The sequence below is a fragment of the Erysipelothrix amsterdamensis genome (assembly GCF_940143175.1).
In the GTDB taxonomy this organism is placed as follows: Bacteria; Bacillota_I; Bacilli_A; order Erysipelotrichales; family Erysipelotrichaceae; genus Erysipelothrix; species Erysipelothrix amsterdamensis.
The window spans coordinates 764,350-787,957 of record NZ_OW659496.1 but is presented as its reverse complement, the minus strand read 5'-3'; the positions used below and the strand labels follow the sequence as shown (position 1 = coordinate 787,957).

At 32.1% G+C, this 23,608-nt stretch carries 11 protein-coding genes and 2 pseudogenes; 3 read left to right on the top strand and 10 right to left on the bottom strand.

What is annotated here, in order from left to right:
• Positions 1-28 precede the first annotated feature (28 nt).
• From NMG63_RS03710 to NMG63_RS03685, 6 genes and pseudogenes are all read right to left on the bottom strand, one after another.
• Positions 29-3,193: a type I restriction endonuclease subunit R gene (locus NMG63_RS03710; protein ID WP_254006374.1), complete on the bottom strand. Its 3,165-nt coding sequence runs from the start codon at positions 3,191-3,193 to the stop codon at positions 29-31.
• 21 nt (positions 3,194-3,214) lie between these two features.
• Positions 3,215-4,390 (bottom strand): restriction endonuclease subunit S, encoded by a 1,176-nt coding sequence (locus NMG63_RS03705; protein ID WP_254006373.1) that lies wholly within the window; start codon positions 4,388-4,390, stop codon positions 3,215-3,217.
• Positions 4,380-5,975, bottom strand: coding sequence for a type I restriction-modification system subunit M (locus NMG63_RS03700; RefSeq protein ID WP_254006372.1), 1,596 nt, complete (start codon positions 5,973-5,975; stop codon positions 4,380-4,382). Before NMG63_RS03700 ends, NMG63_RS03705 begins: the two co-directional genes overlap by 11 nt.
• A 413-nt stretch (positions 5,976-6,388) precedes the next feature.
• Positions 6,389-6,577: a hypothetical protein gene (locus NMG63_RS03695; RefSeq protein ID WP_254006371.1), complete on the bottom strand. Its 189-nt coding sequence runs from the start codon at positions 6,575-6,577 to the stop codon at positions 6,389-6,391.
• Positions 6,578-7,298: 721 nt separating this feature from the next.
• Positions 7,299-7,915 (bottom strand): annotated as a pseudogene (locus NMG63_RS03690) (DDE-type integrase/transposase/recombinase); the annotation flags it as partial.
• A 345-nt stretch (positions 7,916-8,260) separates the two neighbouring features.
• Positions 8,261-13,411, bottom strand: a complete 5,151-nt coding sequence (locus NMG63_RS03685) for a Cna B-type domain-containing protein (protein WP_254006370.1) — start codon at positions 13,409-13,411, stop codon at positions 8,261-8,263.
• Between the two features lie 416 nt (positions 13,412-13,827).
• On the opposite strand from NMG63_RS03685, the pseudogene NMG63_RS09205 reads away from it, so the two are divergent.
• Both NMG63_RS09205 and NMG63_RS03680 read left to right on the top strand, forming a co-directional pair.
• Positions 13,828-13,941: pseudogene (locus NMG63_RS09205) on the top strand (hypothetical protein); the annotation flags it as partial.
• Positions 13,942-14,214: 273 nt separating this feature from the next.
• Positions 14,215-15,183 (top strand): LPXTG cell wall anchor domain-containing protein, encoded by a 969-nt coding sequence (locus tag NMG63_RS03680; protein ID WP_254006369.1) that lies wholly within the window; start codon positions 14,215-14,217, stop codon positions 15,181-15,183.
• Between the two features lie 57 nt (positions 15,184-15,240).
• Here NMG63_RS03680 and NMG63_RS03675 read toward each other — a convergent pair whose 3' ends face one another.
• Positions 15,241-18,924, bottom strand: coding sequence for a YobI family P-loop NTPase (locus NMG63_RS03675; RefSeq protein ID WP_254006368.1), 3,684 nt, complete (start codon positions 18,922-18,924; stop codon positions 15,241-15,243).
• A gap of 680 nt (positions 18,925-19,604) precedes the next feature.
• Here NMG63_RS03675 and NMG63_RS03670 point away from each other — a divergent pair.
• On the top strand, positions 19,605-20,009 hold the full coding sequence (locus NMG63_RS03670) for a hypothetical protein (protein ID WP_238000633.1): 405 nt from the start codon (positions 19,605-19,607) through the stop codon (positions 20,007-20,009).
• A 243-nt stretch (positions 20,010-20,252) separates the two neighbouring features.
• Here the strand turns inward: NMG63_RS03670 and NMG63_RS03665 are convergent, their stop codons facing one another.
• From NMG63_RS03665 to NMG63_RS03655, 3 genes are all read right to left on the bottom strand, one after another.
• Positions 20,253-21,029 (bottom strand): hypothetical protein, encoded by a 777-nt coding sequence (locus NMG63_RS03665; protein WP_254006367.1) that lies wholly within the window; start codon positions 21,027-21,029, stop codon positions 20,253-20,255.
• Between the two features lie 145 nt (positions 21,030-21,174).
• The gene (locus tag NMG63_RS03660) at positions 21,175-21,507 is read right to left on the bottom strand and encodes a single-stranded DNA-binding protein (protein WP_238000580.1); all 333 of its coding nucleotides are present in this window, start codon (positions 21,505-21,507) and stop codon (positions 21,175-21,177) included.
• 47 nt (positions 21,508-21,554) lie between these two features.
• Positions 21,555-23,480, bottom strand: coding sequence for a type IV secretory system conjugative DNA transfer family protein (locus tag NMG63_RS03655; RefSeq protein WP_238000579.1), 1,926 nt, complete (start codon positions 23,478-23,480; stop codon positions 21,555-21,557).
• Between the last annotated feature and the right edge of the window lie 128 nt (positions 23,481-23,608).

Here is a 23,608-nt window from a genome sequence, read left to right as displayed (position 1 = left end):
GAATGAGTCTTTTATCTTGTCAAAATTATTAACTCAATTCCGCATCAATTTCAAGTATTTGATGATTTAGAAGATCTGACCATGCCTCTTTAATTTTCGCATGATATATAAAAGGTATTACTTTATCAATACTGTGTCGCTTACCATAGTCGGAAGCGTTCATCGAACTCGTTATTCTTCCAATATTGGGAGGGGTTTCCATACCAATGCGATATTGAACCGCTGAAATCATCAATTCATCTTCAGAGACACACCATTCCTGCGCAAACAGGCTGATCGTTGAATCTCTCGCTTCACTGAAATAATATCGCTTAACCGCTTGTGTATCATCGTCAGGCTTAATTATTCCTGAGTCAATATCATTTAATATAGCTCTATAGATATTTTTAATGAATTCAGATTTGTTTAGTTTGTCCATTGCTTTTTCGATGTCTTCACGCACTGATGAATTATAAGGTGCGTACAAGCCCAGTAATTTCGTAATATAAGCTGAATCAACATCATATATCGTTGATGCAATATCACTATAAAATTCCACATCCCCTAAATCCATAGGTTCTTTTTTCTCAGTTTCTTCGAGCATCAATGAAGCTTTGATAGTTTGATAAAGTCCTTCATTATCATGTAATAACGCTACTTTTTCTTGTAATGTCTTTGACGTCGCAATCACTTCATTAAAATCGTCATAAGTGACTAAGGCCTCGTAAGATCGTGTTAGTTCTTGATAGGCTTTCACAAATTCGATGTTGTTCTCAATGGGTGCATCCTCACTGAACGTTATCGGCCCTTTGACTAGCTTATTGAATTTTAATGATGCTTTATCAAACTTACGTTTTGATTCCTCGTACGAAGGATAAATCAGACCGCTATCATTCGTATTATCATTTGAATAGAGTAAAGTCGCCTCTTCTACATTCTTCACCATTGTTTCGGGTTTTCTAAATGTTACAATGAGACCTTTTTCTTTCCCAGGGTAAGTACGATTGGTTCGAGAAAATGCTTGAATAAGATTTGCATACATCAAATTTCGATCAACGAACAGTGTTTGAATTGTCGGTGCATCAAATCCAGTAAGCAAGCGATCAACCACAATCACGAGATCAACTTGATTCCCCGGAATTTTATACTCCCCTTTTTTTCGTGCGAGGCGATTATTAATATCGCCATTATAACGATCGATGTCTTCAACACGCCATGATGTACCGTAAGCTCGGTTATAATCATTAATAATTTCTTTCATTTCATTTTGAATCTCGTAAGCTTGATCATCATTTTCTTGTAACGAGTACGTAATCGCAACACGTGGAAAGTCCGGATCATCAATTGCATACCCTTCGCGCAGTTTCGCATCCGCATAATTTATTTCATGCCACTTTTCTTTCTCAGTAAATGCTTTGATTGACTTATAGTACCGCTTTGCCATATCAATCGAGGACGTTGTTAAGATTGCAGACATAGTCGGTTTACCATTTTTGAATTTAAACTTAATGGATGCACTATCAGGTTTTAATATTTTATAAATAACTGTGTCGATATGCTTTTGATTATCATAATGACTATTTGATAAATATTTCTCTTTATCAATTGGTTCCATTTTATTAATTACTTCATTCAGTTCGTTATCGGAAAGATCATTCTTTGCATCTGAATGTCGCATGAATCTAAAAATCGCATTATCTAGTTCCAGAGACCCAACGGTATCTTCATGCTCCACCTGAAATCCTAAAACAGAGTGATCATCAAGAGCATTCTTAATTGTATACGTATGTAAGCAAGGCCCATACTGATCTTCGGTAGTTCGAGCAAGTCGTCCTTGCGCTTGTTTTTTATTCACTTCAAAAATTGGGGTACCGGTAAAACCAAACCAAGTCGAGTTAGGGAATAATTTCTTAATCTCTTCCATACCTTCTGAACTCACTGCACGATGACACTCATCGACAACAAATACGATATGAGACCCAACTAATTTTTTAAACCGTTGGGTACCACGTTCTAGTTCAAGATTTTCTGCATATCGCATCGCCGCGTCAAGCTTTTGTCGCGTTGTTACAATAATGGTATTCGTATTGGATTCTGAAAGCAGTGCTTCACTGAGTTCTCGTGAACTTCCCGTACCTACAATCAAGCTATTTGAAGATGCTGTCCCGGTTGATATCCCAGTGTTAAATTCAGATGCGAACTTGGTAAACTCGCCCGTTGTTTGATTATCCAAATCTTTGCGATCCACAAGCATGATTGTACGATCGATACCTGTTTTTCGGGCTAATAATTTCGTGGATACAAAACTGGTTAATGTTTTCCCTGACCCTGTAGCATGCCAGATATATCCGGATTGATGTTGCATTGCTGCACGATATAATGATTCAATTGCATGGATTTGATAAGGATGCAAGACCATCAGTGTTTTGTTATCTTGATCTTCACTCACAATAGTATAATCTGCAATAAGGCGATGCGCATCCGGTATATTTAGAACCTGTTTTGAGAATTCATAAATATCCTCAATGCGCTCATTATCTTTTGTACGCCAGCTAAATAAAAACTTTTCATTCATCTGCTCGGGCATTGCATTCGCAAAATAACGCGTTGTCTGTTCATTTGAAATGACAAATAATTGCAGCGTAGAAAAAATATTGTTTCTAAACAATCCTTCCTCTGCGTATTTTTTTATTTGTCTGAAAGCTTGGTAGAATCCGTCTTTGGCGCGTACTTGTTTTAATTCAATTTGAACAATAGGTAGACCGTTAATCAATAATGTGATATCAAAACGACGATCTCTTCCATCCGCATTCGATGGTTTGGTCGCAATTTGATTTACAACTTCATAGGATGATATCCCTCCACCAATATCTCGGTTTGAATACAACACTAGCGACAACGATCCAAGTGATACATCCTCACGATCAATCGTGATACGGGCAATGCCATTTTCGCCTTTTAACCACTTCGCAGCATTAAAAGGCGTTGTTGTTTTACTTAACAACTCCGTTTTAATCAGCTCAAATTCATAATCTGTGAGCATTACATCATTTAATGCATCCAAATTATTTCGTATTATTTTTTCTCTTAAATTGCTCCATAAATCCGCTTCGCTTTTTAAGTCAGAACGATACGTCCATTGATTATGACCCTCTCCAAGACTCTCAATTAATTTACGCTCTAACTCTAATTCATTATCATATTTTCTACTCATAGTAGCCCCCTATTATTCAAACTATACGAACATCTTTTGTAGGAATCCTTTTTTCAATTCTTTATAATTATCTAACTCACGCTGATGAAGGGTGATGAGGTTGTCGAGGTTCCTAAAGAACCCCCCAATTTCATACTGCTCATCTATTCTAGGCACATAAACTGCTTGTCTTAAAAAGTGCTTAGGATCTAGTTTGTTCGAAGAATTACCGGAAGACGTAATTGACTTAGCGTAAATGGGTTGCATAATACTTTCAAGCTGAATCGCATGTTTCCAATAATTATTGTCGTATTCTACTTTATGTCTGTATATTGGAAAAAGTTCGGAAACGACACCTGCACCAATATCATTTGCAACAAAACGGCCAAATTTAAAATTAGCATTTGGGTGACCTTCGAATGCAATATCGCCTTCTCGCATTACATAAGTTCGAGTATCAATATTGTTTGATTGAACTTTTTCAGGTTCTTGAAAGTACATTTTTGCAACTGAAATCCATTTATCCTTTCCAAAGGTTCCATCATTACGTTCATTAACCTTTTCAAACTCATCCCCTAGCTTGCGCTGTTCCCAAGCGTCAGTAAATCCATCAAATCGAATTGAAGGATTTGTATCACCATTTGAAGGAAAGAGTTTTTGCAAAAATCCTTTTTTTAATAGTTTATAGTTTTCTAACTCACGCTGATGAAGGGTGATGAGATTATCTAATGACTGGAAGAATACCCCGATTTGGTGTTGTTCTTGCTTGCCAGGGATAGCAAAATCAGTTGCAGAAATTTTTTTCCAGTCAGACCGTGGCATCTTTGTACCAGAAGTATCATTTGCAACTTTTTGATAATTGTCTGATTGAATCAGATAAAAATCAAAAGACGGAACACTAATATTTGTTGCTTTAAAAACCCAAAAATCACCTAATGCAACTCCACTAAAATTAGGAAACAGCCAATTTTTGAGATAAGGACGCAGTTTACCATACAAGATGTTTTCTGGCTCAAACAAAATCCCTTTTCTATCATCTAATTTTAAAAAAACGTCTTTATTTAATCTTCCTTCTCCAGAAACAATGTCTTCAAACTCAACTTTAGGCAACACATTTGAATTCGAGGACTTATTAACTCGATTTACTATATCGATCAATTTACATTGTTCCCAATCCTCATTAAATCCATCGAATCTAATATCAGGTTTATTTTTCATCGTCTATTACCTCAAATGCTCCCTGCATCCAAGCCGCGTCTTCTTCGGAGTATTTCAATTGTTGCATCATTTTAAGCAATTCTTGTTTCAATTCTTGCTTCTCTCTTTTTAGAACTCTCATTTCCTCGCCAACCTTAAAAAGATCTACAGGTTCCTCTTCTTCAAAGGTATCGACATATCTTGGAATATTAAGGTTAAAGTCATTTTCTTCAATTTCAGTAAACGACGCAACATATGAATACTTCTCAAGAGTCTTGCGGTTCTTATATGTTTCCACAATCTTATCGATATACACATCATCAAGCTTGTTTTGATTTTTATTTTTCACAAATTCTTTACTTGCATCAATGAACAGCACATCACGATTCATTCTATTTTTCTTTAGGACAATGACAGTTGTTGGAATGGAGGTTCCAAAGAAGAGATTTGCTGGCATTCCGATAATTGCATCAATACTACCATCACGCAATAATTTTTCACGAATAACCCCTTCTGCACCACCTCTAAAGAGTACGCCATGAGGCAATACAATCGCCATAGTTCCTGAGTCTTTCAAATGGTAGAATCCATGAAGTAAAAATGCAAAATCCGCTTTAGATTTAGGAGCTAGTTTTCCGTATCGATTAAAACGTGGCTCATCCAAAAATTTATCATCAGCTGACCATTTGGCGGAATACGGAGGATTCATAAGAACTGAGTCGAAGAGATATGGCTCTTCTGTTGGCCAATCTTTATTCAGTGTATCCGCATTGCGAATGTTCATGTCCTCATTTTCAACACCGTGAAGAATTAGATTCATCTTTGCCAAATTATAAGTTGTTGTATTAAGTTCTTGTCCGTGATACTTAACAGTATCAGGATGGTTTAAGTATTTACGAACATTAAGCATTAGAGAGCCCGAACCCATGGTTGGGTCATAGACACTAAAGAGTCTTTTATCTTCTTGTCCTAAAGCAACAATGCGGGCCATCATGACCGATACTTCATGCGGAGTATAGAATTCTCCCGCTTTTTTCCCAGCATCCGATGCAAATTGTGAAATCAAGTATTCGTAAGCATCACCAATCACATCACCGTTATGTTCTAAAACATCAATATCATTAAGTTGTTTCATAACTTCAGTAATTGTAATATTACGTTGTTGATCGTCAGAACCGAGCTTTCTCGAACTTAGATCTACGTCATCAAACAGCCCATTAAACTGGTCAAAAGAAGATGATAAATTTTGAAATGCTTGCTTTAAGTCATTTAATTGAAATATATTTTGTATTGCCTTGTCAGCAAGTTCCGAGAACAAGAATTCTTCCTTAATGGTGTAACCTAATTTATCGATTATCGCATCTTCTAATGCTTCCTTAGCATCTGAATCTACTGTTAACTCATGATAAAGCTTTACTTGAAGTTCCTTAGTAGGATAGTGTTGGATTTCTGCACCCGAAAGTTCTACAACTTCAACGAGCAACTTATCCGAAAGATATTTGTAGAAAATTAAACCTAATAAATAATTCTTATACTCTGAAGCATCCATTTTACTTCGTAAATGATCTGCCGCACCAAATAATTTTGCATGTAAGTTCGTTGTCATAGTTACCCCTTTATTTCTTCTATATGTTCTATCATATCACATTATTCATCTTGTTTTAATGATGAATAATAAGTTGCGGATATATAAAAAAACCGCTTTACAGCGGCTGTTTTCTAAAATTCTGGTGGGACAAGCAATCCTGCACAAACTGCACAGTTACTTTTCCTTCTAAGATATAACTTATATCGATTTACTATAATTATTATATCATGTATTTGATTAGATACAATCCAAAATTTAAAAATAATATGTTTTCAATAGTTTTTTTCTTCACTTATAAGCGTGAAGCATGTTACTAACAAAAGTTTATATTATAAACACTCTGTCAATTAAGAGAGTCATTTTGTAATATCATCTGACTGGTTAATCTTTGCAAACTTCGCTAAAGGTAGATAAACAACAGAGAAATAAACTTATGCAATCAGTTTATTTCTTATTTTTTGCCAGTTTATGTTAAACGTTATTGTCGAATCATTATCCTCTAAAACCTTTATTAATTTTTCTTCTTTAAGTAATTCCAAGTCACAATTAGCATCTATACCTGTTGGGTTACGAAACCACTTGCTATGTACATTGGTACTTATATCAGTAATATTTCGCATTCTTTTTACTTCTTTAATATATCTTGTTTGAATTGATTACCTTCTTTCATTAATTCCAACATATTTTTAAGTGATTTACTTTTTCATTGCTGAATAGGCTGTCTATTAGTTCCTTATGCCTATCTAATACACCAATGATGGTTTTTTTATATCGATCAAGGCAATATTATTGCCTTCTGGTATTATTTTCTTAACAATGTCAATGTTGGGTAAAGGAAACCTTTATCCATCATAATGTTCTCACAATAGGTATCACTAATTGTTTCTTCCATACTGAATTCAACTAATTCTATTATTCCCAAAGGTAATGTCTTTGAAGTAATCTAGCATCAGATTTACTTGAAATATTTATAAATAGTTTCATAAAAAATTTCTACCATTTCTACATTTCAATATATTAAAAACGCACTCATTATAATCATAAGTTGACAAAATTCAAGTATTGGTTTGTTGGGTTAACTATCTAAAAATAAATTACAATATAGTCAATATTTACTTGAATTATTTAGATGAATTTCTAGTCATAACTTCCCCGACAACCTCTTCATTCAATTTACATAAGTCATCAAACCAAGGAATAACTTCGAAACCTCGATTGCTTCAAATATAACAAGTGATTTTTTAGGTTCTAAATTATTAATCAAACGTTCTTTCTAATGGTAAAGTTTTTTTGAACACTTCTATATAAATAGATATAAGTATTTCTGATTTCGTTTGAACTTTAATAACCACTTGATGCATGCGGTCTATCAGGTTATAACACCCAAATATATATTATAGTATTACAGCTTCTCGTTGCTGAATTAAAATCGGAGGCTAAGTTCCAATTTCATAGTTCTAGAGAATTGTTCCAACACTATATTATTATAAGGACATCCTGCCTTGTTCATACTTTGAGTAATTTCATTTTTTAACAATATTCTGTGAAATCCTACGATGAGAATTGGTTCTCTGGTCGCTATGAAGAATTAAGTCTTTTGGTCGTTCTTTCTGTGATAACAGTGCTGTTTCTAATCTTACTCTAGCATCCCACTTGACATCAACCGACCTGTCTTAGTTGCGACAATGATTCGATGCGAAAGGTCTAGAATAATGCAGTTGTATTGGAAGTTACCATCCCATCCTCTGAACTAAGTAAAGTCGGTACTCAAAACTATGATCTTTCCTGCAATATCAAATTCTTGCTTTAAGTGAGTGCGAAATATCTCATGTTTCATTTCTTCAATGGACCGTGGCTGATTCTTAGCGTGGATATAGTAGAGTTGCAACTCTTTATTCATATATTTGAACTGTTATCTTGCTAAGATTAAGGCCGTAACGAGTTAAAAATATGACCATTTCACAATATAAATTAGTGTTCATATCAACCTAATTGAATAAGAGACACATTCAATTCAATGAATGTGTGTTTCATCTAATCAGCATTATTAACTTAATTCCACACCGATACAAACCAGATTTCAAGTTCATCAAGAAATTAAAGTACTCCTACATATTGTCGCAATCACACAGGATACGTTTGTTCAAAAGAAACTAAATTATTATAGAATTAAAAAAAAGCCTCATATGAGGCCTTTTCTTGTATTCTCATCTCAACCCTACTACTTTCACTAAAATCTACAACACATTTCGATTTGAAGTTATATATTTTCGTAGTATAGTTATAAGTAAATCCTATAAAAACTATTTGTTTCGCTTTTTGTTTGAAATTAACAATGCCATTACACCGCTAAATAATATAATCAAACCGATTCTACCATACACAGATTGTTGCCCTGTACTTGGTAGTTTTTCATCTTTATTGAGTAGATGATTTTGTTTTTCATCTGAAGATTCAGGTTTATTAGTATCACTGTTGATATCATCCTCTCGCATGAAAGTATTCGTAATTGTCATTCCTTTAATTGTTTTAACATAACCCAATGGTACTTCTATTTCATCGACATGATAAAGGATTAAATTTCCATTTATATCCGTTAATGGCATATTAGTCCAAGTATAAGTGCTTTTTCCGGAAGTTAAATAGATAGATTCTCCCACTTTATTATTATTAGCAAATAAAGCAATTTCTATACTTGGTTTATCTATTGGACCACCAATCCATTTTTTATTCATAACAAGATCAATAACCTCTGGTTCGTACGTATTTGTTAAAATTGTCCCCTGAATTGATTTTTTATAACTTTTGGGAACATCAATTTCATCAATAGTATATACATAAGTATTACCGTTTTCATCCGCAACATCGAGATTCTCCCATATATACGTCGTCACACCCGGACTCATTTCAACAACTTCTCCAAACTCAATATTATTTCTATATAGTTGCACTGAGATTGTTGGTTTCTCTTTTGGACCACCAACCCATACTTTTTGTACTTGAACTGATTGCTTTCCAGGAGTATATGTATTAGTTATCTTAAATTCATCTACATGTTTACTATAATCATGCGGTACATTAATCTCATCTACTGTATACGAAATTGGGTTCCCTAATAAATCAGTTACCGGCATATCTTTCCATATATAATTAGAAGAACCACTTTCGAGAATTGCTGTTTCTCCTACTATAATTCCGTTCGCAAATAAGTTGATTTTTACCGTTGGTTTATCCTTAGGTCCTCCAATCCATTCTTTTGTAACTTCAATATCTTTAAATTTTTGAAGATAAGTATTTGTGATCGTAGTTCCATTAACGGTCTTAGCATAATCTTCAGGAACATTAAGTTCATCAATAGTATAACTGTAAACATTACCTTCAAGATCAGTTTTATCTAGGTTATCCCATGTGTATTCTGTGTTGCCATTTTGAAGAATAATTGGTGTAAGATACGGACTACCGTTTCGATAAAGTTGTAGACTTACATCCGGTTTAATAATTGGTCCACCAAGCCATACCTTTTGTGCGGTGACGCTCGTTTTTTCGTTCTTCAATGTGTTGATAACTGTGAAAGACTTATGCGTTTTGTCCGTTATTGTATCAATAATTCCTCCTTCTACATCATACTTACCAGAGTTTTGTTCAACAATTGTCAACTTGCTAAATTTAGGCAGTCCACTAATAATTAGTTTATGATTAGCCGGTATTTGAACTTTACCATCCTTGATTTGAATCACACTCACTCTATTTTCGGAATCTTCTTGTAAGATAGCTCCGTTACCTGAATAAGGTATCATTGAATCTAATCCATCATTTTTGTTTTCAATGTGAACTAGGAACTCAAAACTCTGTTCTTTTTTGATAATATCGCCCTGATGATTAGTTAGTACTTTAACTACTTCAACAGAGGTATCTTTTTTATAAAAACCAGCATTGATAATCGCTTTACGATTATCGCTATTAAGAGTAAATTCTTTAGAAATTTGCGATGAGTTATTCTCTAGGTGAGAACCGTTAGATTCTTCCACTGTTTTTGTGATTTCAAAACCCTCTGGTGTCAAAATTTTGACACGATAAGTTCCTTGATGCAACACATTAAGCGTATAGTTTCCATGCTCATCGGTAACAGTTTCATACGGTTTCCCATCTTTATCTACAACCTCGTTTCCATCTTGATCGACTAGCCGAACACGATGCTTTGCAATCGTGTCATCAATTGTTTTGTCAAAAACTCCGTCTTCGTTAAAATCGTCAAATACCGTTCCAGTCACCGCATATTTGACAATTTCCAGAGTGGAAATATTTGACTCGAAAAAATCGAGATTTGAAGATGTAGACACACCAAATGAGTTCACTGCCTTGTCTCCATCATTTAATTTAAGATTATTGGGCACCTTGAAATCTATATCAAATGCAAAGCCTTTTCCACTTTCGAATACAAATCCATTCTCTAATTCTATTTTAAATGCAGTAGCAGATTGATAGTCGTCTAAATGAGATTGCCATATCGCATTTTTATAGAAATCTCTAATGTCATCAGGGATAGTATCTGTCGTGTAGTATACATTCAACCCTTCGGGAAGAGTGATATGTCCACTAAGCATTAATTTAAAATTAGAATTTCTAGGAATTCGCTTTGATCCTTGAGTCACATCTTCACTCGCTGTTTTATCGTTCAAATCTGGAATTAAGTCAATAAATGACAGTGTTTTGATATCTGTAATTGAATAATTATCCATTCTAAAACGATAGCTCACAAGAGTATCAAGTTCACTCAATCCTTTACTTGGTGGCAACAGATAACGCGAATCTAATGAGCCCTTAACTTCTTTGCGAATTAAAAGTTCACGTGGTGGTACATAGTTAAATTGAACGTTCGATTTACTTATCAACTCTTCATAATCACCATTGTTATTTAGATCGTATAAATCTTTTTGCGTTTCACCTGCAGCTTTAACAATATCCGAATTTACCCATGAAAGGTATGCTTCATTTTTGTTCTGACCTTGACTCGCAAAACTAGTTAAGCGTGTAGAGTAACTAACGATAACAGAACCACGCATGTAACCCATGCTATTATTCCCTTTATATTCTAGTTTTCCTAAATCCCATACTAATGCCGTCTGACCAGATTCCTTATAGTTATGGATGATTTCTGGATCATTAACATGTGATTTTATATTACTTGATACGTTTGAAGCAATTTTCACGTTTGATGACCCATTAATATAATCGTTTCCAATCGGCAAAATATCGACAATTTTAGTTCCATCAATGTAGTTAGAATCACCTAAAAAATTGTTAAAGTCTAAACTCAACGAGTATTTTATTAAATCATCCATAAAATAATCTTTTTTTGAATTTTCGATTTTTTTATTTAATGTAACACTTGGACGTACTTTATAAAAGCGTATGGTGGATCGCACTGAATTAGTTTCAGTTTGTCCCTCTTTTGTGCTTATGTTGAAGTCTGCTTTATTTTCTAAGTATGTCACCACCACATTATCTGGCACTACATCCAGTTCTGTGTCTCTAAGCATCGTATCGATGTACACTTTTAATGATTTACTATTTTCGATAACACTATCTTCAGAAGTTAAAATCGATATTGATACAGTTTCTTCATTAAGCTTAAATGATTGATCATTTTCTGTCGATAAATCATTTCCTAAAATAATTCGATTTCCATCTTTCATCAAAGCGATTATAGATAAAGTGCCTTTAAAATATTCTTGTTTAGGAATTTTTAATTCCGTATATTTGAGTCGCTCATCTAGACCATAATCTTTTATTTCAAGACTACCAAGGGTCACAAACTGCTCCTCTCCACCAATCGCATTACTCGCTGTCAAGTTCCAAGTAAATACTTTTTCTCTATCTTTTTGATAATCATAAAATTCAGAATATGATATAGATTTGGAACCGTTTATAAGTGTTTTTGGTCTTGCTTTCAATACGAATTTAATATCGTCTGAAACAATATCAGGACTCTCTAAACTATCCATATTTTTGGGTGTCGATGTTGCAGTAACATTATTAATTCGTGTGACCCCAACCTTGGCATTAGGAAATTTCAACTTCAAGAATACCTTATCTAAAAACAAGTTGGGAACAAGATGTACACCTTGTTCACTTTCGAACACGTATTTTGCTATCCGATTTTTTTCATCAAAAGTCCAGCCTTTATTATCTTCAGCGACAAAGACGGCATCATCAGGAATTTTATCTTCGATCACAACGTGATCATAGAGTCTTGAACCAGCTGACTCTGCAGAGTCACCTGTGGACAGTGAATAGCTGAAGCGAACATATTCTAAATCCGTTAGAGACTCGGAAAGCATTGTTTGCTCTTTATTTTTTTCGTATCCTGCAAGAACAGTATTCATGTCTTTATTAGTTTTGAAATTTCCGTTATATATGAATTTTTCAATCTTCGGCTTATTTGTATTAATGGTAAAATCTAATGCATCGGAAGATAACATATCGTTGTCATCTTTTGATATTGATGCTTCAACCGAGATGGCAAATCCATTTGGAGTTTCACCGTTATGTGTTTCAAACTTGAAAGGAATGTCTAAACTTGCTCCGGCTCCCAGAGGTTTTAATTCATAATCAATTATATAATAATCATCAATTTCACTAATTTTTTTATTCAGTTGACTAGAAATATCGGAAGCTGATAGGGTTGATTTTACAATATTTTTTTTGGGGATTCTTACACTTAGATGTGCATTGGACAATGTAGAACTTTCATCGGTAAGAGAAACACCCACATAAAAAACTATTTCTTCTCCAGACAAGTATGTAGTTTTGGTTGGTTCTGTATAAACTTTGAAGCGTGATACTGCAATTGAACTCGGTTTCGAAAATTGCGCTACGCTCTGTAAATGAGTATCATCTTCACTTACTGAATCCTTGACAGCACTGTTTTCTGAGCTTGCACCTAAATCCGAGACCTCTTTACGCGTGATAACAATACTTTGAGTTGTAATCGCATCTTTAAATTCTATTATTTCTTCTTGAAAATCCGAATCTTTTAATTTAGCATTAAATTTTAAATAACCCGAAAGATTAGTATCAATATAGATTCGAATCGTATCTTTATTAAGTTGTATATTCTCGGATTTATGAATAGATATATCCGTCAAATTATTAGGTATATCTAAATCATAAAAATCACCTTGTTGCAACTTCCCCTCTAATTCTTCGGGTATTGACCAATTCATATTTATTTCTAAATAACTATCTTCAGTATATTTATCGAGTATTTCACCAGAATTATTCTTAATGTTGACCTCTGTGTTTGTAAACAAATTTGAATTTTTTTCTAATAAAAGCAGTTTGATATCTCTCCCCGATTTTGGTGTATGATCCCCATAAATTGATACGGAAGTTATTACAAATGAAAATATAAGCAAAAACACAATTAGTATTCTATTATTTTTTTTGTACATAATCTAATATTATCTCCTCTTAATGTTATGATTCATTTCGACGTAGGTTTGGATTCACTCATAGTCAACAATTGTAAAACAAAAAGTTGATAAATTATTTATCTCAGAAATGTAGCTGTTTAGTACTTAAATACTCCTTCCTATATTCACCAGATACATTAGAATTGTGAACATATTGTTTTACTTTCTTAAATAAAAAAATATTGTCCATAATTAGGTTTTTAAATACCAAAACCTAACATTAATATAGCATGGATAATATATAAGGCAACTATAATGATTGATTCCGAACATGAAAAAATATTCCTATGGATAATCCTCATATAAAAGAAAATTTATTCTTCCAATACTTAAAAAAACAGCGCCTAAGGTATTTACTTTTTCGTGATGGTAATATTTAAAGTGTTGAACATAACAGAGCTAATTTATCTGAAAAGCGTGAACCATACATTCAATGCGGTTGGAACAGTAAGAAAATCTCAGATGTAACTGATAGAGATTGGACTTTGAAAACAAACGGTTTAACATAACTTGAAACTTTTTTTCATCAAACATTCACTTAAAATTTCTGCTTTAAGGTTGGAAAAACATACAAAGTTTCATTTGATTACAAAGCAAAATCAGAGTCTAGACAAATATGGTTTGGTATCAATTCAACAAACGCATCTTCTAATCTTCAAGATTCCTCGAATAAAGAAGCAAACTTTAGAAGTTACAAAGATGTTGTATTAGATAATGTTCGCATTGAGAAAGTAGTACCACCTTACGAAGTCACATTAGAGAACAAAGAATTTAATATAAGTATGACTGGTCTTTCAAATGTTATTGAAGACACAGATATACTTAATGTAACTAAAGATGAAGCACTCAAAAAAGAATTTGAAGAAAAAATGATTGATGTAGATATTTACAATATGAGTCTTGTACGTAACGGTATTGAAGTGAAACCACTTAATGGTGAAGTTACTGTAACAATTCCAACACGTTCGACTCGTCAATTTATTTTCATGAAAGCATCGCAACCAGCGACTGAACTACTCCATCTACAAGCAGATGGAACATGGACACCAGTCAATGCTGAGTACGTAGATGATGCACTTGTATTCAAGACTCATGAGCTTGGAACTTATGCTTTAAACTATGGTAAAAAAATTATTACTGCAGATAAGACACACTTAAAAACTCTTATTGAACAAGGTTCAGAACTAAAACCAGAATTATATACTAAATTAAGTTGGAAAGAGTTTGAAACAGTCCTTATAAGTGCAAAAGAACTTTATGATAATGAAGAAGCTATTCAATTATCTATTGATGAAATGGTTCAAACATTAACGAAAGCAATGAGTAATCTTGAACTTACCTCAGAGAAAGATGTAAATTATGATGCCTTACAAGCATTAGTTGAAACATCCAAAACTCTTAAAAAAGATGAATATACTGAGGAAAGTTGGACTAAATTTGAATCCATCCTTAAAAATGCAATTACGATGTTAGAAAATCAAGATGCTGATAGTCAACATGTTATTGATGCAATCATGATTGAACTCCATGATGCTATAAGAGCGTTAGAAAAAACGAAATCAATCGATTCAATTAAACCAATTGATCCAGTGGATCCTAATAACCCTACTCAAACAAAAGACTCTGCAGATTCGAAACTTCCTGGTACAGGCGTCGAATCACCAATGAGTACTATTATTTTAGGTATTAGTGCAGTGATAATTGGAACACTATTTGTCATACGAAATAAACGTAAGCGTCAATCTAATTAAAAAAAAACAACGTACCTTGGAACTAGGTCAGTTCCCTTTGATGGTGCGTTGTTTTTTTTAATTAGATTGATTATTTACTAACCTTATAAAAGACTGGAACTCTTTATACCGTATAATTACATCGTTTTTAGCTAGCAATTCAGCTACTTCTAATCCAATTTTTGATTTAGTGATTTTTGCATACTTTAATCTAGTATCTCCTATTTTTGCTATTTCGCCTACTTCACTTACAAAAGTGAAGTTATTGATAGGAATATTATTTATGAGTAAATCTTTTATACCGATTAATATGTTATTTTCAGATTTCTGAAATTTAAAATACTCCTTAATTAGCTCTTCATTGTATTTATGGATATCTCTTGGATTTACTCTCTCTATAAAATATTTTATAGAATTGTTACTTATTAAACTTATTTCAATACTATTTAGAAGTAGCAATTTATCCGCTTCTGTTGCGTCCTCATTCAAAACACAGGCGTTAATCAATTCCTCATTAATATCATATACTGCTATTTCTTTAATAAACCTATTTATATTAGGCATCACTACTTTAGAAGCCAATTCGTATTTTTCATTAAGGATAAGCTTGTTTATAACATCGACAGTAAGATTTAATTTGTTATTCAGTATAAGCATCTCTAATCTTTTAAAATCAATTTCATCAAATAAGCTACTTGAAATGTTCAAGCGAATTGGAATGCTATCTAACGTTTGTTCTAGACTACTATTAGATACTCTTCGACTCGTCAATATGTAATGCATGTTCCTTAAATTTCTATCGGAACTTTGCCATTTCGTTTTACTTAATTCTACATAGTTAAGTTCAAAAAAACCAGTGATCAAACTTTCGAAATCAGCATATTTATCTGGGATATTATCATTATCTGAATAAATTTCAAAAATTTCATCTAGATTATCCCATGTTCCTTTGAATTTTCCAGCAATGAGAATACAATTTCGTATTTGATTATTTAGTAACACGTTTTTAATGTTTGAAAATTGGATGTTAATCGCACTTATTAAATCATTTATAAGCTCTATATCCCTTACCTCTCTCAATACTTCTAGTAACACTTCTTCATCTTCTTCTATATCATTTGTGTATTTATAAAACTCATCAATAAATAAATCCATATTAATAATGACATGCCTATATAATCCCTCAAGCTCCTTGCTCTTTGAAATTGCAGTTAAATGTTTTCTGCAAATTTCATTAATACTAATCTCTTTATATCTAAAGTATCCATATAATTGTTTTTCACAAAAATTTATCAAAAAGTTATCATAAATATACGATGAATATGGCTTATTATCAATGTCTGCCATTCTAAGCCTGATATTCAGTTTTTTAAGCTTTTCCATTCTTTCGTCTGAATAATTATCAAATAAGTAGTCTACATTAGAGCTGTTTTCTATATACTCAATTAATATAATGCTTAGTTTACTCATTGGATCAATCGGTACAAATGTCAAAAATGCATCGATTATAGAATACATTAGCTCTGTCTTATCTCTATTTCTTTCAATTATTTGCATCAATCCTACATCCATAGTGTTAAATAAAATAGGTATTACTGCTTGTTTATTCCTAATTCTACTGATAAATTGTATTGTGAATTCTTCTACTGAATCATCGGGTTTATTTAGTATATTAGCTAATTCATTGAACTGTTTAGGATAATCTACTTTTTTTATTATTATTTCTTCCACTATATCATTATTTAAAAAATTAGAATCCGAAAAATCAGAAATATTTAGTCTGAGAATTGTATTTTTCAAGTTGTTTATTTCATAGTCATAACTTAACATCGAGTTTTTCTTCACTGTTAAAATATAATTGAAATCTGATTCTGTAATGTCGCCTGAGTGAAATATATTAATATAATTTCTATAGTCTTCTGAAATATATCCTCTTCTAAGTAAAAATATCTCAAATTCCATTAGATTTTTGGTTAAATCATTCATGTTAATTTTTGAAAAAAAAGTCGATATTTTATAATCATCAATTTCTTTTATTAAAGAATTGTTTTTTTTGATTTTCTTGTCAATGATCTCTAGACTTTTTGATTTGTTTATTCCTATAGTTTTTATTCTATTAACTAAGGTATCATATCCACCAAATGTTGAATACACAAAATGACTATGATCAATAGATGAGGCAGAGTAAGTTGTATAATTAGTTATTCTTTCAAAGATGTCTTCATCTTCAAGTTCTAGAAATTCTAACACATCTATACTTGAGTTATCATTTAATTTAAAACTAGTAACTATACGATTTTCATGACTTGTTAACCTTGATATAAAAACTTCCTTGATTTCCTTCATTCCGTTTAAAGATTCTTCAATTATTTTGATCCTTTTTTCTATAAGTTCAGTGTTTGATTCTTCATGAGCTGCTTTAAGTCTATCCGATAACTCTCCTTTTTTTTGTATAAAATCAAACATAAATCCTTGATTTGAAGATAATTCATTATATTCTCTCGGAAATAAGTTTTTATAAATAATTAAAGAAAGCAAACCCCTATCACTCATCTCGGTTTTATTTAACTTTTTCTTAAATAAACTAAATTCATTTACAACATTATCAATTATTCTACTTTCTGAAATGTATACACTGATATCGTTGATAAACTCTTTATCAATGTCACAACTTTTCGTTGAATCTGATTTACTTATTCCAAGTCTTTTATCTAGTTTTTTCCAGAGTATTTCATTTGAATTTACGGCAGAAACGTAAGGTATTACTGGCAAAATAAAATCAAAAAACTTAGTCCTATCAGCATAGTCAGTAAAAAAATCATCTTTCATTGCATATACAAAAACAATCCTTCTTTTAATCTGATTAGAACTATTAATTAATAAACTCATTTCACGTAACTTGGTAAAAACAACTGTAGGTTCGTCAAATCTATCTAAATCCTCAATAACAACTACAGAGTGTGATGTAACTTCAAAGAAATACAGTATCTCATCAACAAATCTGTTAAATAATGATTCGTTTTTTCCGTTAATTTCTATTTCAGCATCCTTGAATTTGAACTTACTAATATTAAAACTTGTGAGAGTGAAGTAGGCGATCTTATTTATCAGTGCCATAAAAAAAACGAATAAAAAAGTAACAACTGAAAGAGAAAAGCCAGCTCCTTTTTTCGAAGTTAGAATATTATAGTGTTCCACTAAAAAATCAAATGCATTAGGATTTAAAAAAACGATAATTGATCCCAACAGCAGTACTACTGTCACTGAAGTCAGTAATGTTTTCCATTTCGGATGTTTATTAATTCTTTTAAAACTTGAAAGTGGAATTTTATTGCTATCTACGTTATAGAAAATTTGTTGAAGAATACTTTTTTCTATTGACTGGAAGTATTCATTTCTCTTCACTCCTTTTTTGGGGGTCTTTATTTCATTAAATGATGCTAAAGAAATATAAATTGGATTTAAAATTGCGTTTTCTGGTTTTTTAAAGTACGTTTTTATTATGCTACTCTTTCCTGACGAGTACTTGCCCATTATAGCTATATTCAAGTTGTTTGTATTTGAAATTGCAGAATCTAAAGCTTCTTCATACGCTTCATTTTCGGCAGCATTATCAGTTGCTCCAAGACTTGAATATAAATCGTCACTAGTTTTCTCAACAAATAATTTTTTGGCTCCGTTTATACACAACTTTGTATATGAATACATTTTGTTAATATCTGATTTCATATTTCGTAATCCTTCTGAAAAGTTATCACCCATATTTAGTGCCTCCTTACGACAATTTAAATCACGTTTATTTAATTTTATTATATCAAATAATATTGATGATAGGCTAATCATGGGAATATCATCTAATTTTTGTTTAAACCTCGATAATAATGAAGCAAACCTTTTATTCTCTTTTCATTGCTATTTGATTAATTCATAAGTTAAATTTCGTAATAATAACTCAAAATTATTTATTACTTGTTATTTTTACCACTTAAATGAAATATCTACTATAAAGCTATGTTAAATTCTCACCTCAAGATCTAGATCAGTTTCTAAATATGTTACTTCTGAACATTAATCAAGACTTTTCCAAATATAACTCATTAATAACTAATAGTAGTATTTGACACCCTTACCATAGCACACTCGTTCGTAATGCAAAATTCGAAAATTTTTAAATTAAAAACATTTTTAAAATTTTTCTCTCGAGTTTCATTTCGAGATGATTCGTTCACTACATTCACCCTCCTCCCGCACTAGTACGACTTACGGCCATCTCTTCATTTCATTTTGCATTTCTCACCTAATTGTGTGCTAAGGATAGGGTGTCAAAGGGACTAGCCCTTGATTATCAGAAAGGAGCGATAAACAATGAGCAAGTAACTTAATCTAGAGTTAATTAAAATTGCAATTGTAAAAATAAGTTATAGAAAGGGAGAAAATAAACAATGTTATATTATCAAGTGAAAGAAATTAAAAATGAAATCAGTGTATTATGTTCATCAAAAATAGAACTTAACCCAAATGATGTGGTGGTAATTCCAGATTACAACAACGACCCAATTACTGGACGTGTTGAAAAAATTGTGCCACCTTATCAAGTGCTTGTATCACCAATTCAACCAATTGAAATAATCGATAAAGTAAATATCAAATCCTGGGAACAAAAGACAAAAAAAGAGATTGAAAATAGAATTATTTTTGACAAGATGCAAGCCAAAATCAGTGAAATTAAAATGCTGGAACAACTTGAAAAATTTGCTTTAAAGGATAATGAAATGGCTGAATTATTTGAGCAGTACCGAAGTGAAAACGGTAAAATTATAAATAAAGATTTAGATGAAGATAATTAATCTCTAATATAATAAAAAGGTTGCAGGAACCCCTACAACCTTTTCGCGGTCGCACCTTTTAAAATTCTTAACGGCATGATGTAGAAACTTACGATATTCTGAAAAAACGGCCTTTGTCACGTTTTTTCCATCTCAACATCATGCCTTCATTTTAAAAGACGCTCTCTTCTAATTACTTATTTTCTAAATCATATAGTGTTTACTATTTTGACACCAAATCTAATTTATACATACTAATAAAATTTAATTTTGATTAACATAATTATAAGCTATCGTTGCTACTGCAATTCCATAACTTATTAGGGAGTTTTTTTGATCTTCTGAATACTCCTGTCTTTTAAGAATTGAATCAGGTCTAGCATGTCTAAAAACCTGTAGTTCATTGCCAAAATCGCGGACAGATTCTTCTGTGATGTATCCATTAGTTAGCTCGCTAAAAGGAACATCAATATAGCTTCCGCTTCTTGTTGGTTTCATTATATTTTCTAATACATTTTTGATATGTGCTAGTTTGTCATCCGATCTTTTATTGCAAAAATCATCATTGCTTGTTGAAATTGAGTTAATAAGTGTATTCAAATCAGAGTCAATAAAATCTGAAACTACATCAACGGTTTTAAATTCCAATTCATTTATATATTTCCTTCTACTCGACCAAGTTACACTACCTCGTTCGTCTCTACCAAATTTACTCTCCGTTGCATTATAAAACTCTCCATCCGATATCTGTCTTGGATGTTTTATTCTACTTAATAAGTTAGAATGTCCCTCAATATTGTAACCATTGTTATAAAGCCAAAATGAATATAATACAAATTTGAGACAATTTTCGGCCTCCAATTGTTTAGATTTTGGATTTGAGGGGTAAAGAAGTGTTCTCCATTCCTCTATTATTTCCAATTGATCTTTTACAGGTAATTCAAAATCATGTAACTTGTCGGTAAAATTTTCTGCGAACTCTAAATAAAATGCATTTTCTTTATCACCAATGTGATTGATAAAATATTCAACAAGATCCATTCCGCAACACTCCCTCTATAATATATTTTCATATGTTAATCTTAGTATATTATCTATTAATTATTTAAGCAATCACCCTATGAGTAATTTATATATAACGAAATTATAGCGAAATCGTTAAGTATATAAAATCCATTAAATTTTTCTATTCTGTTTGACTTTTTAATTTAACTGGAACAAAGCCCACATCTTTAATGTGTATACGATCTTTATATTGTTTTACCCCATCTTTTTCCCAAGTTTCATTTATAATGCTTCCTATTGCTTCAATTGAATCTCCTGATTTAAAGTTTCTTAAAATAAAACCCGCTGTTTCATTCCATGCAACACAATTAATAAACGTGTTTTCATAAATTCCTTCTCGATTTGGATAATCATTTCGTGAGATAATAGTAAATAATAATTTGCTCTTACCTTCTCCAATTTCATTTTTAACTAATTGTCCATGTAGTGTTCCTGTAATAATTACTTTGTTCATAAATACTATTCTCCTTTTCTTTTATTCCTTGTTTTACTATTTATAATCTAATTTATTTTATTCTCTATATCCATCATTGTTAGGTCAAGTTCACGTTTCTTTACCTCTGTTAACATATCATCAGCTTTTATTGAATCGATGACATTTTCATTCTTAATCTTTTTGAGGTTAATAATTTCAAATAATTCAGATTCATTAAACACTTTTATATTCTCAAATCCCACCCTTTTTCCTTTGTAACCACTTCTGCTAAGTTTAACGGGGAATCTTTTATCATAATATGGCACAAAACTCGTTTTAAGCGGTTTGTTGGGGCTTTTCATAATGATTGCATCTCTTGTTTGTAAGACCTCTTCTACAGTCATTAATTCCCGTTTAATGAGGTTTGTGCTTGTAGAGCGATGTGGTCCACCACCATAGCCTCCTCGATATGAATTTGACTGACTTTTTGTTTCGACAGTAATTGTACCTAATGCTTGTGACACACGCTTTCCAAAATCCACATCATCGGCATTAAAGCCAATATAGCGTTTGATGTCTGCATTTTTAAGAATGGTTTCTGCATTATTACCATACCGTCTTTTAATCTGAGTATAATCTTGAAATACTAATGAAAAGGTAATTCCGAATCCTTGATAAAGAGATAAATATTTCTCCATCCCTTTTATTGCTGGAATATTTCCAATTTCTTCACCTTCAATACGGTAAGGTCTCTTTAATTTTCCGACATCACTTGAATGATTAGACTTTGTATTCTTAGCAATAACTGCTAGTCCTTCAACATGTTGGGTAATCATAAGTGAAGCAATACTGCATGCTGATGTATTGTTTAGTGGAAAATTTAAGAAAGTGAATGTCTGTTGATTTACTGAGTCCTCTAAACAATTGCTTCCACTATAGTTAAATACGTTTAATAATGCTTTGTTTTCAAATGGTTGCATTGCATCAAGAACGGATGATGTCACATTGTTTAAGAGTTCTTTTTCAGCTGACATCGCCCCTCCTGCAACACTCACTGCAAGATTGTCACTTTTAAGTTTACTCAAAATTAATCCAAGTTTATTCTCTTCAAATGATTGAACTGCAAGATCTTTACATACCGATACTACTGATGGAAAGTGTCGTAAATGTTTCGGTGCAAATTGAACCACAAGTAAAATGCATGATGCAATCCATCCAATCGATGTCCCTAGGAAAAAACTATGCATTGCTCCCGTATCCTCACGTTTTGTTGCAAGGATCATTTGTTCTGCAATGATTAATGCGTTTTGTTGACATAATGCTAATGCTTTATTACTCTCTGTTGTGTCTCCATTACTTAAAGCTTCGAGATGTTTATCCCAGTAATCAGACACATCTCCAATCAAATTATATTTATCAGAGTACTCGGTATCATCAAGGTTATAGTTGATAATTCGAATACCCAATTCATCAAGTATTGGTTTAAGCAAATCTAACATTTCTCCTTTGGTATCCGGAATAAACATTGATGCATCGGATTTAGCATTATACAGAATTTCAGGGATTGAGATGGCTGTAGTTTTTCCTCTTCGTGCGGGAGCAAGTGTTAATGCCGAACAAGGTGTTATATCGAAAAAATGTTCATGAGTCTTGGGACTATAGTAGACAAGCCATCCACTTGGAACACATTTATCATTATAAAAATCTTTAAAGGTATAACTTTGATAATTCTCACGAATTTCTTTAAGATCTGCCCAAGCACCTGATCCGTGCAAATCACCTGCAACTTGTTTTTTATTTGCAGAAGCTTGTGCTTTCTTTCCTAGATGAATGTACAAGGGTATAACGATAAACAATATCGCACTACTTAATAAGTATTGCCACTTAATGTTTAGAAAAGATGGTAGTAACGCTGACATAATCAGTTTATTTGTACTATAATCATATGACATTAATACAATATAAGTCATAATCCCAAACAGATACAAAATCATTGACACTATAAAAATCATTTATACCTTTCCTCCTTTTCTAAACGATGTGCGAGTTTTATTTTCTTATTTTGATTTTGATGTTGATGCTTTTTACTTTGAATGAAAGCTTGTTTGTATGTCATTTCAAGTTCCATAGAAATTTGCAT

Excerpts from the sequence above, each read along its gene's own strand:
- NMG63_RS03655 (WP_238000579.1), bottom strand. The coding sequence starts at position 23,480 with ATGATTTTTATAGTGTCAATGATTTTGTATCTGTTTGGGATTATGACT.
- NMG63_RS03685 (WP_254006370.1), bottom strand. The coding sequence starts at position 13,411 with ATGTACAAAAAAAATAATAGAATACTAATTGTGTTTTTGCTTATATTT.
- NMG63_RS03675 (WP_254006368.1), bottom strand. The coding sequence starts at position 18,924 with ATGGGTGATAACTTTTCAGAAGGATTACGAAATATGAAATCAGATATT.
- NMG63_RS03695 (WP_254006371.1), bottom strand. The coding sequence starts at position 6,577 with ATGCGAAATATTACTGATATAAGTACCAATGTACATAGCAAGTGGTTT.
- NMG63_RS03680 (WP_254006369.1), top strand. The coding sequence starts at position 14,215 with ATGACTGGTCTTTCAAATGTTATTGAAGACACAGATATACTTAATGTA.
- NMG63_RS03700 (WP_254006372.1), bottom strand. The coding sequence starts at position 5,975 with ATGACAACGAACTTACATGCAAAATTATTTGGTGCGGCAGATCATTTA.
- NMG63_RS03705 (WP_254006373.1), bottom strand. The coding sequence starts at position 4,390 with ATGAAAAATAAACCTGATATTAGATTCGATGGATTTAATGAGGATTGG.
- NMG63_RS03710 (WP_254006374.1), bottom strand. The coding sequence starts at position 3,193 with ATGAGTAGAAAATATGATAATGAATTAGAGTTAGAGCGTAAATTAATT.
- NMG63_RS03665 (WP_254006367.1), bottom strand. The coding sequence starts at position 21,029 with ATGGATCTTGTTGAATATTTTATCAATCACATTGGTGATAAAGAAAAT.
- NMG63_RS03670 (WP_238000633.1), top strand. The coding sequence starts at position 19,605 with ATGTTATATTATCAAGTGAAAGAAATTAAAAATGAAATCAGTGTATTA.
- NMG63_RS03660 (WP_238000580.1), bottom strand. The coding sequence starts at position 21,507 with ATGAACAAAGTAATTATTACAGGAACACTACATGGACAATTAGTTAAA.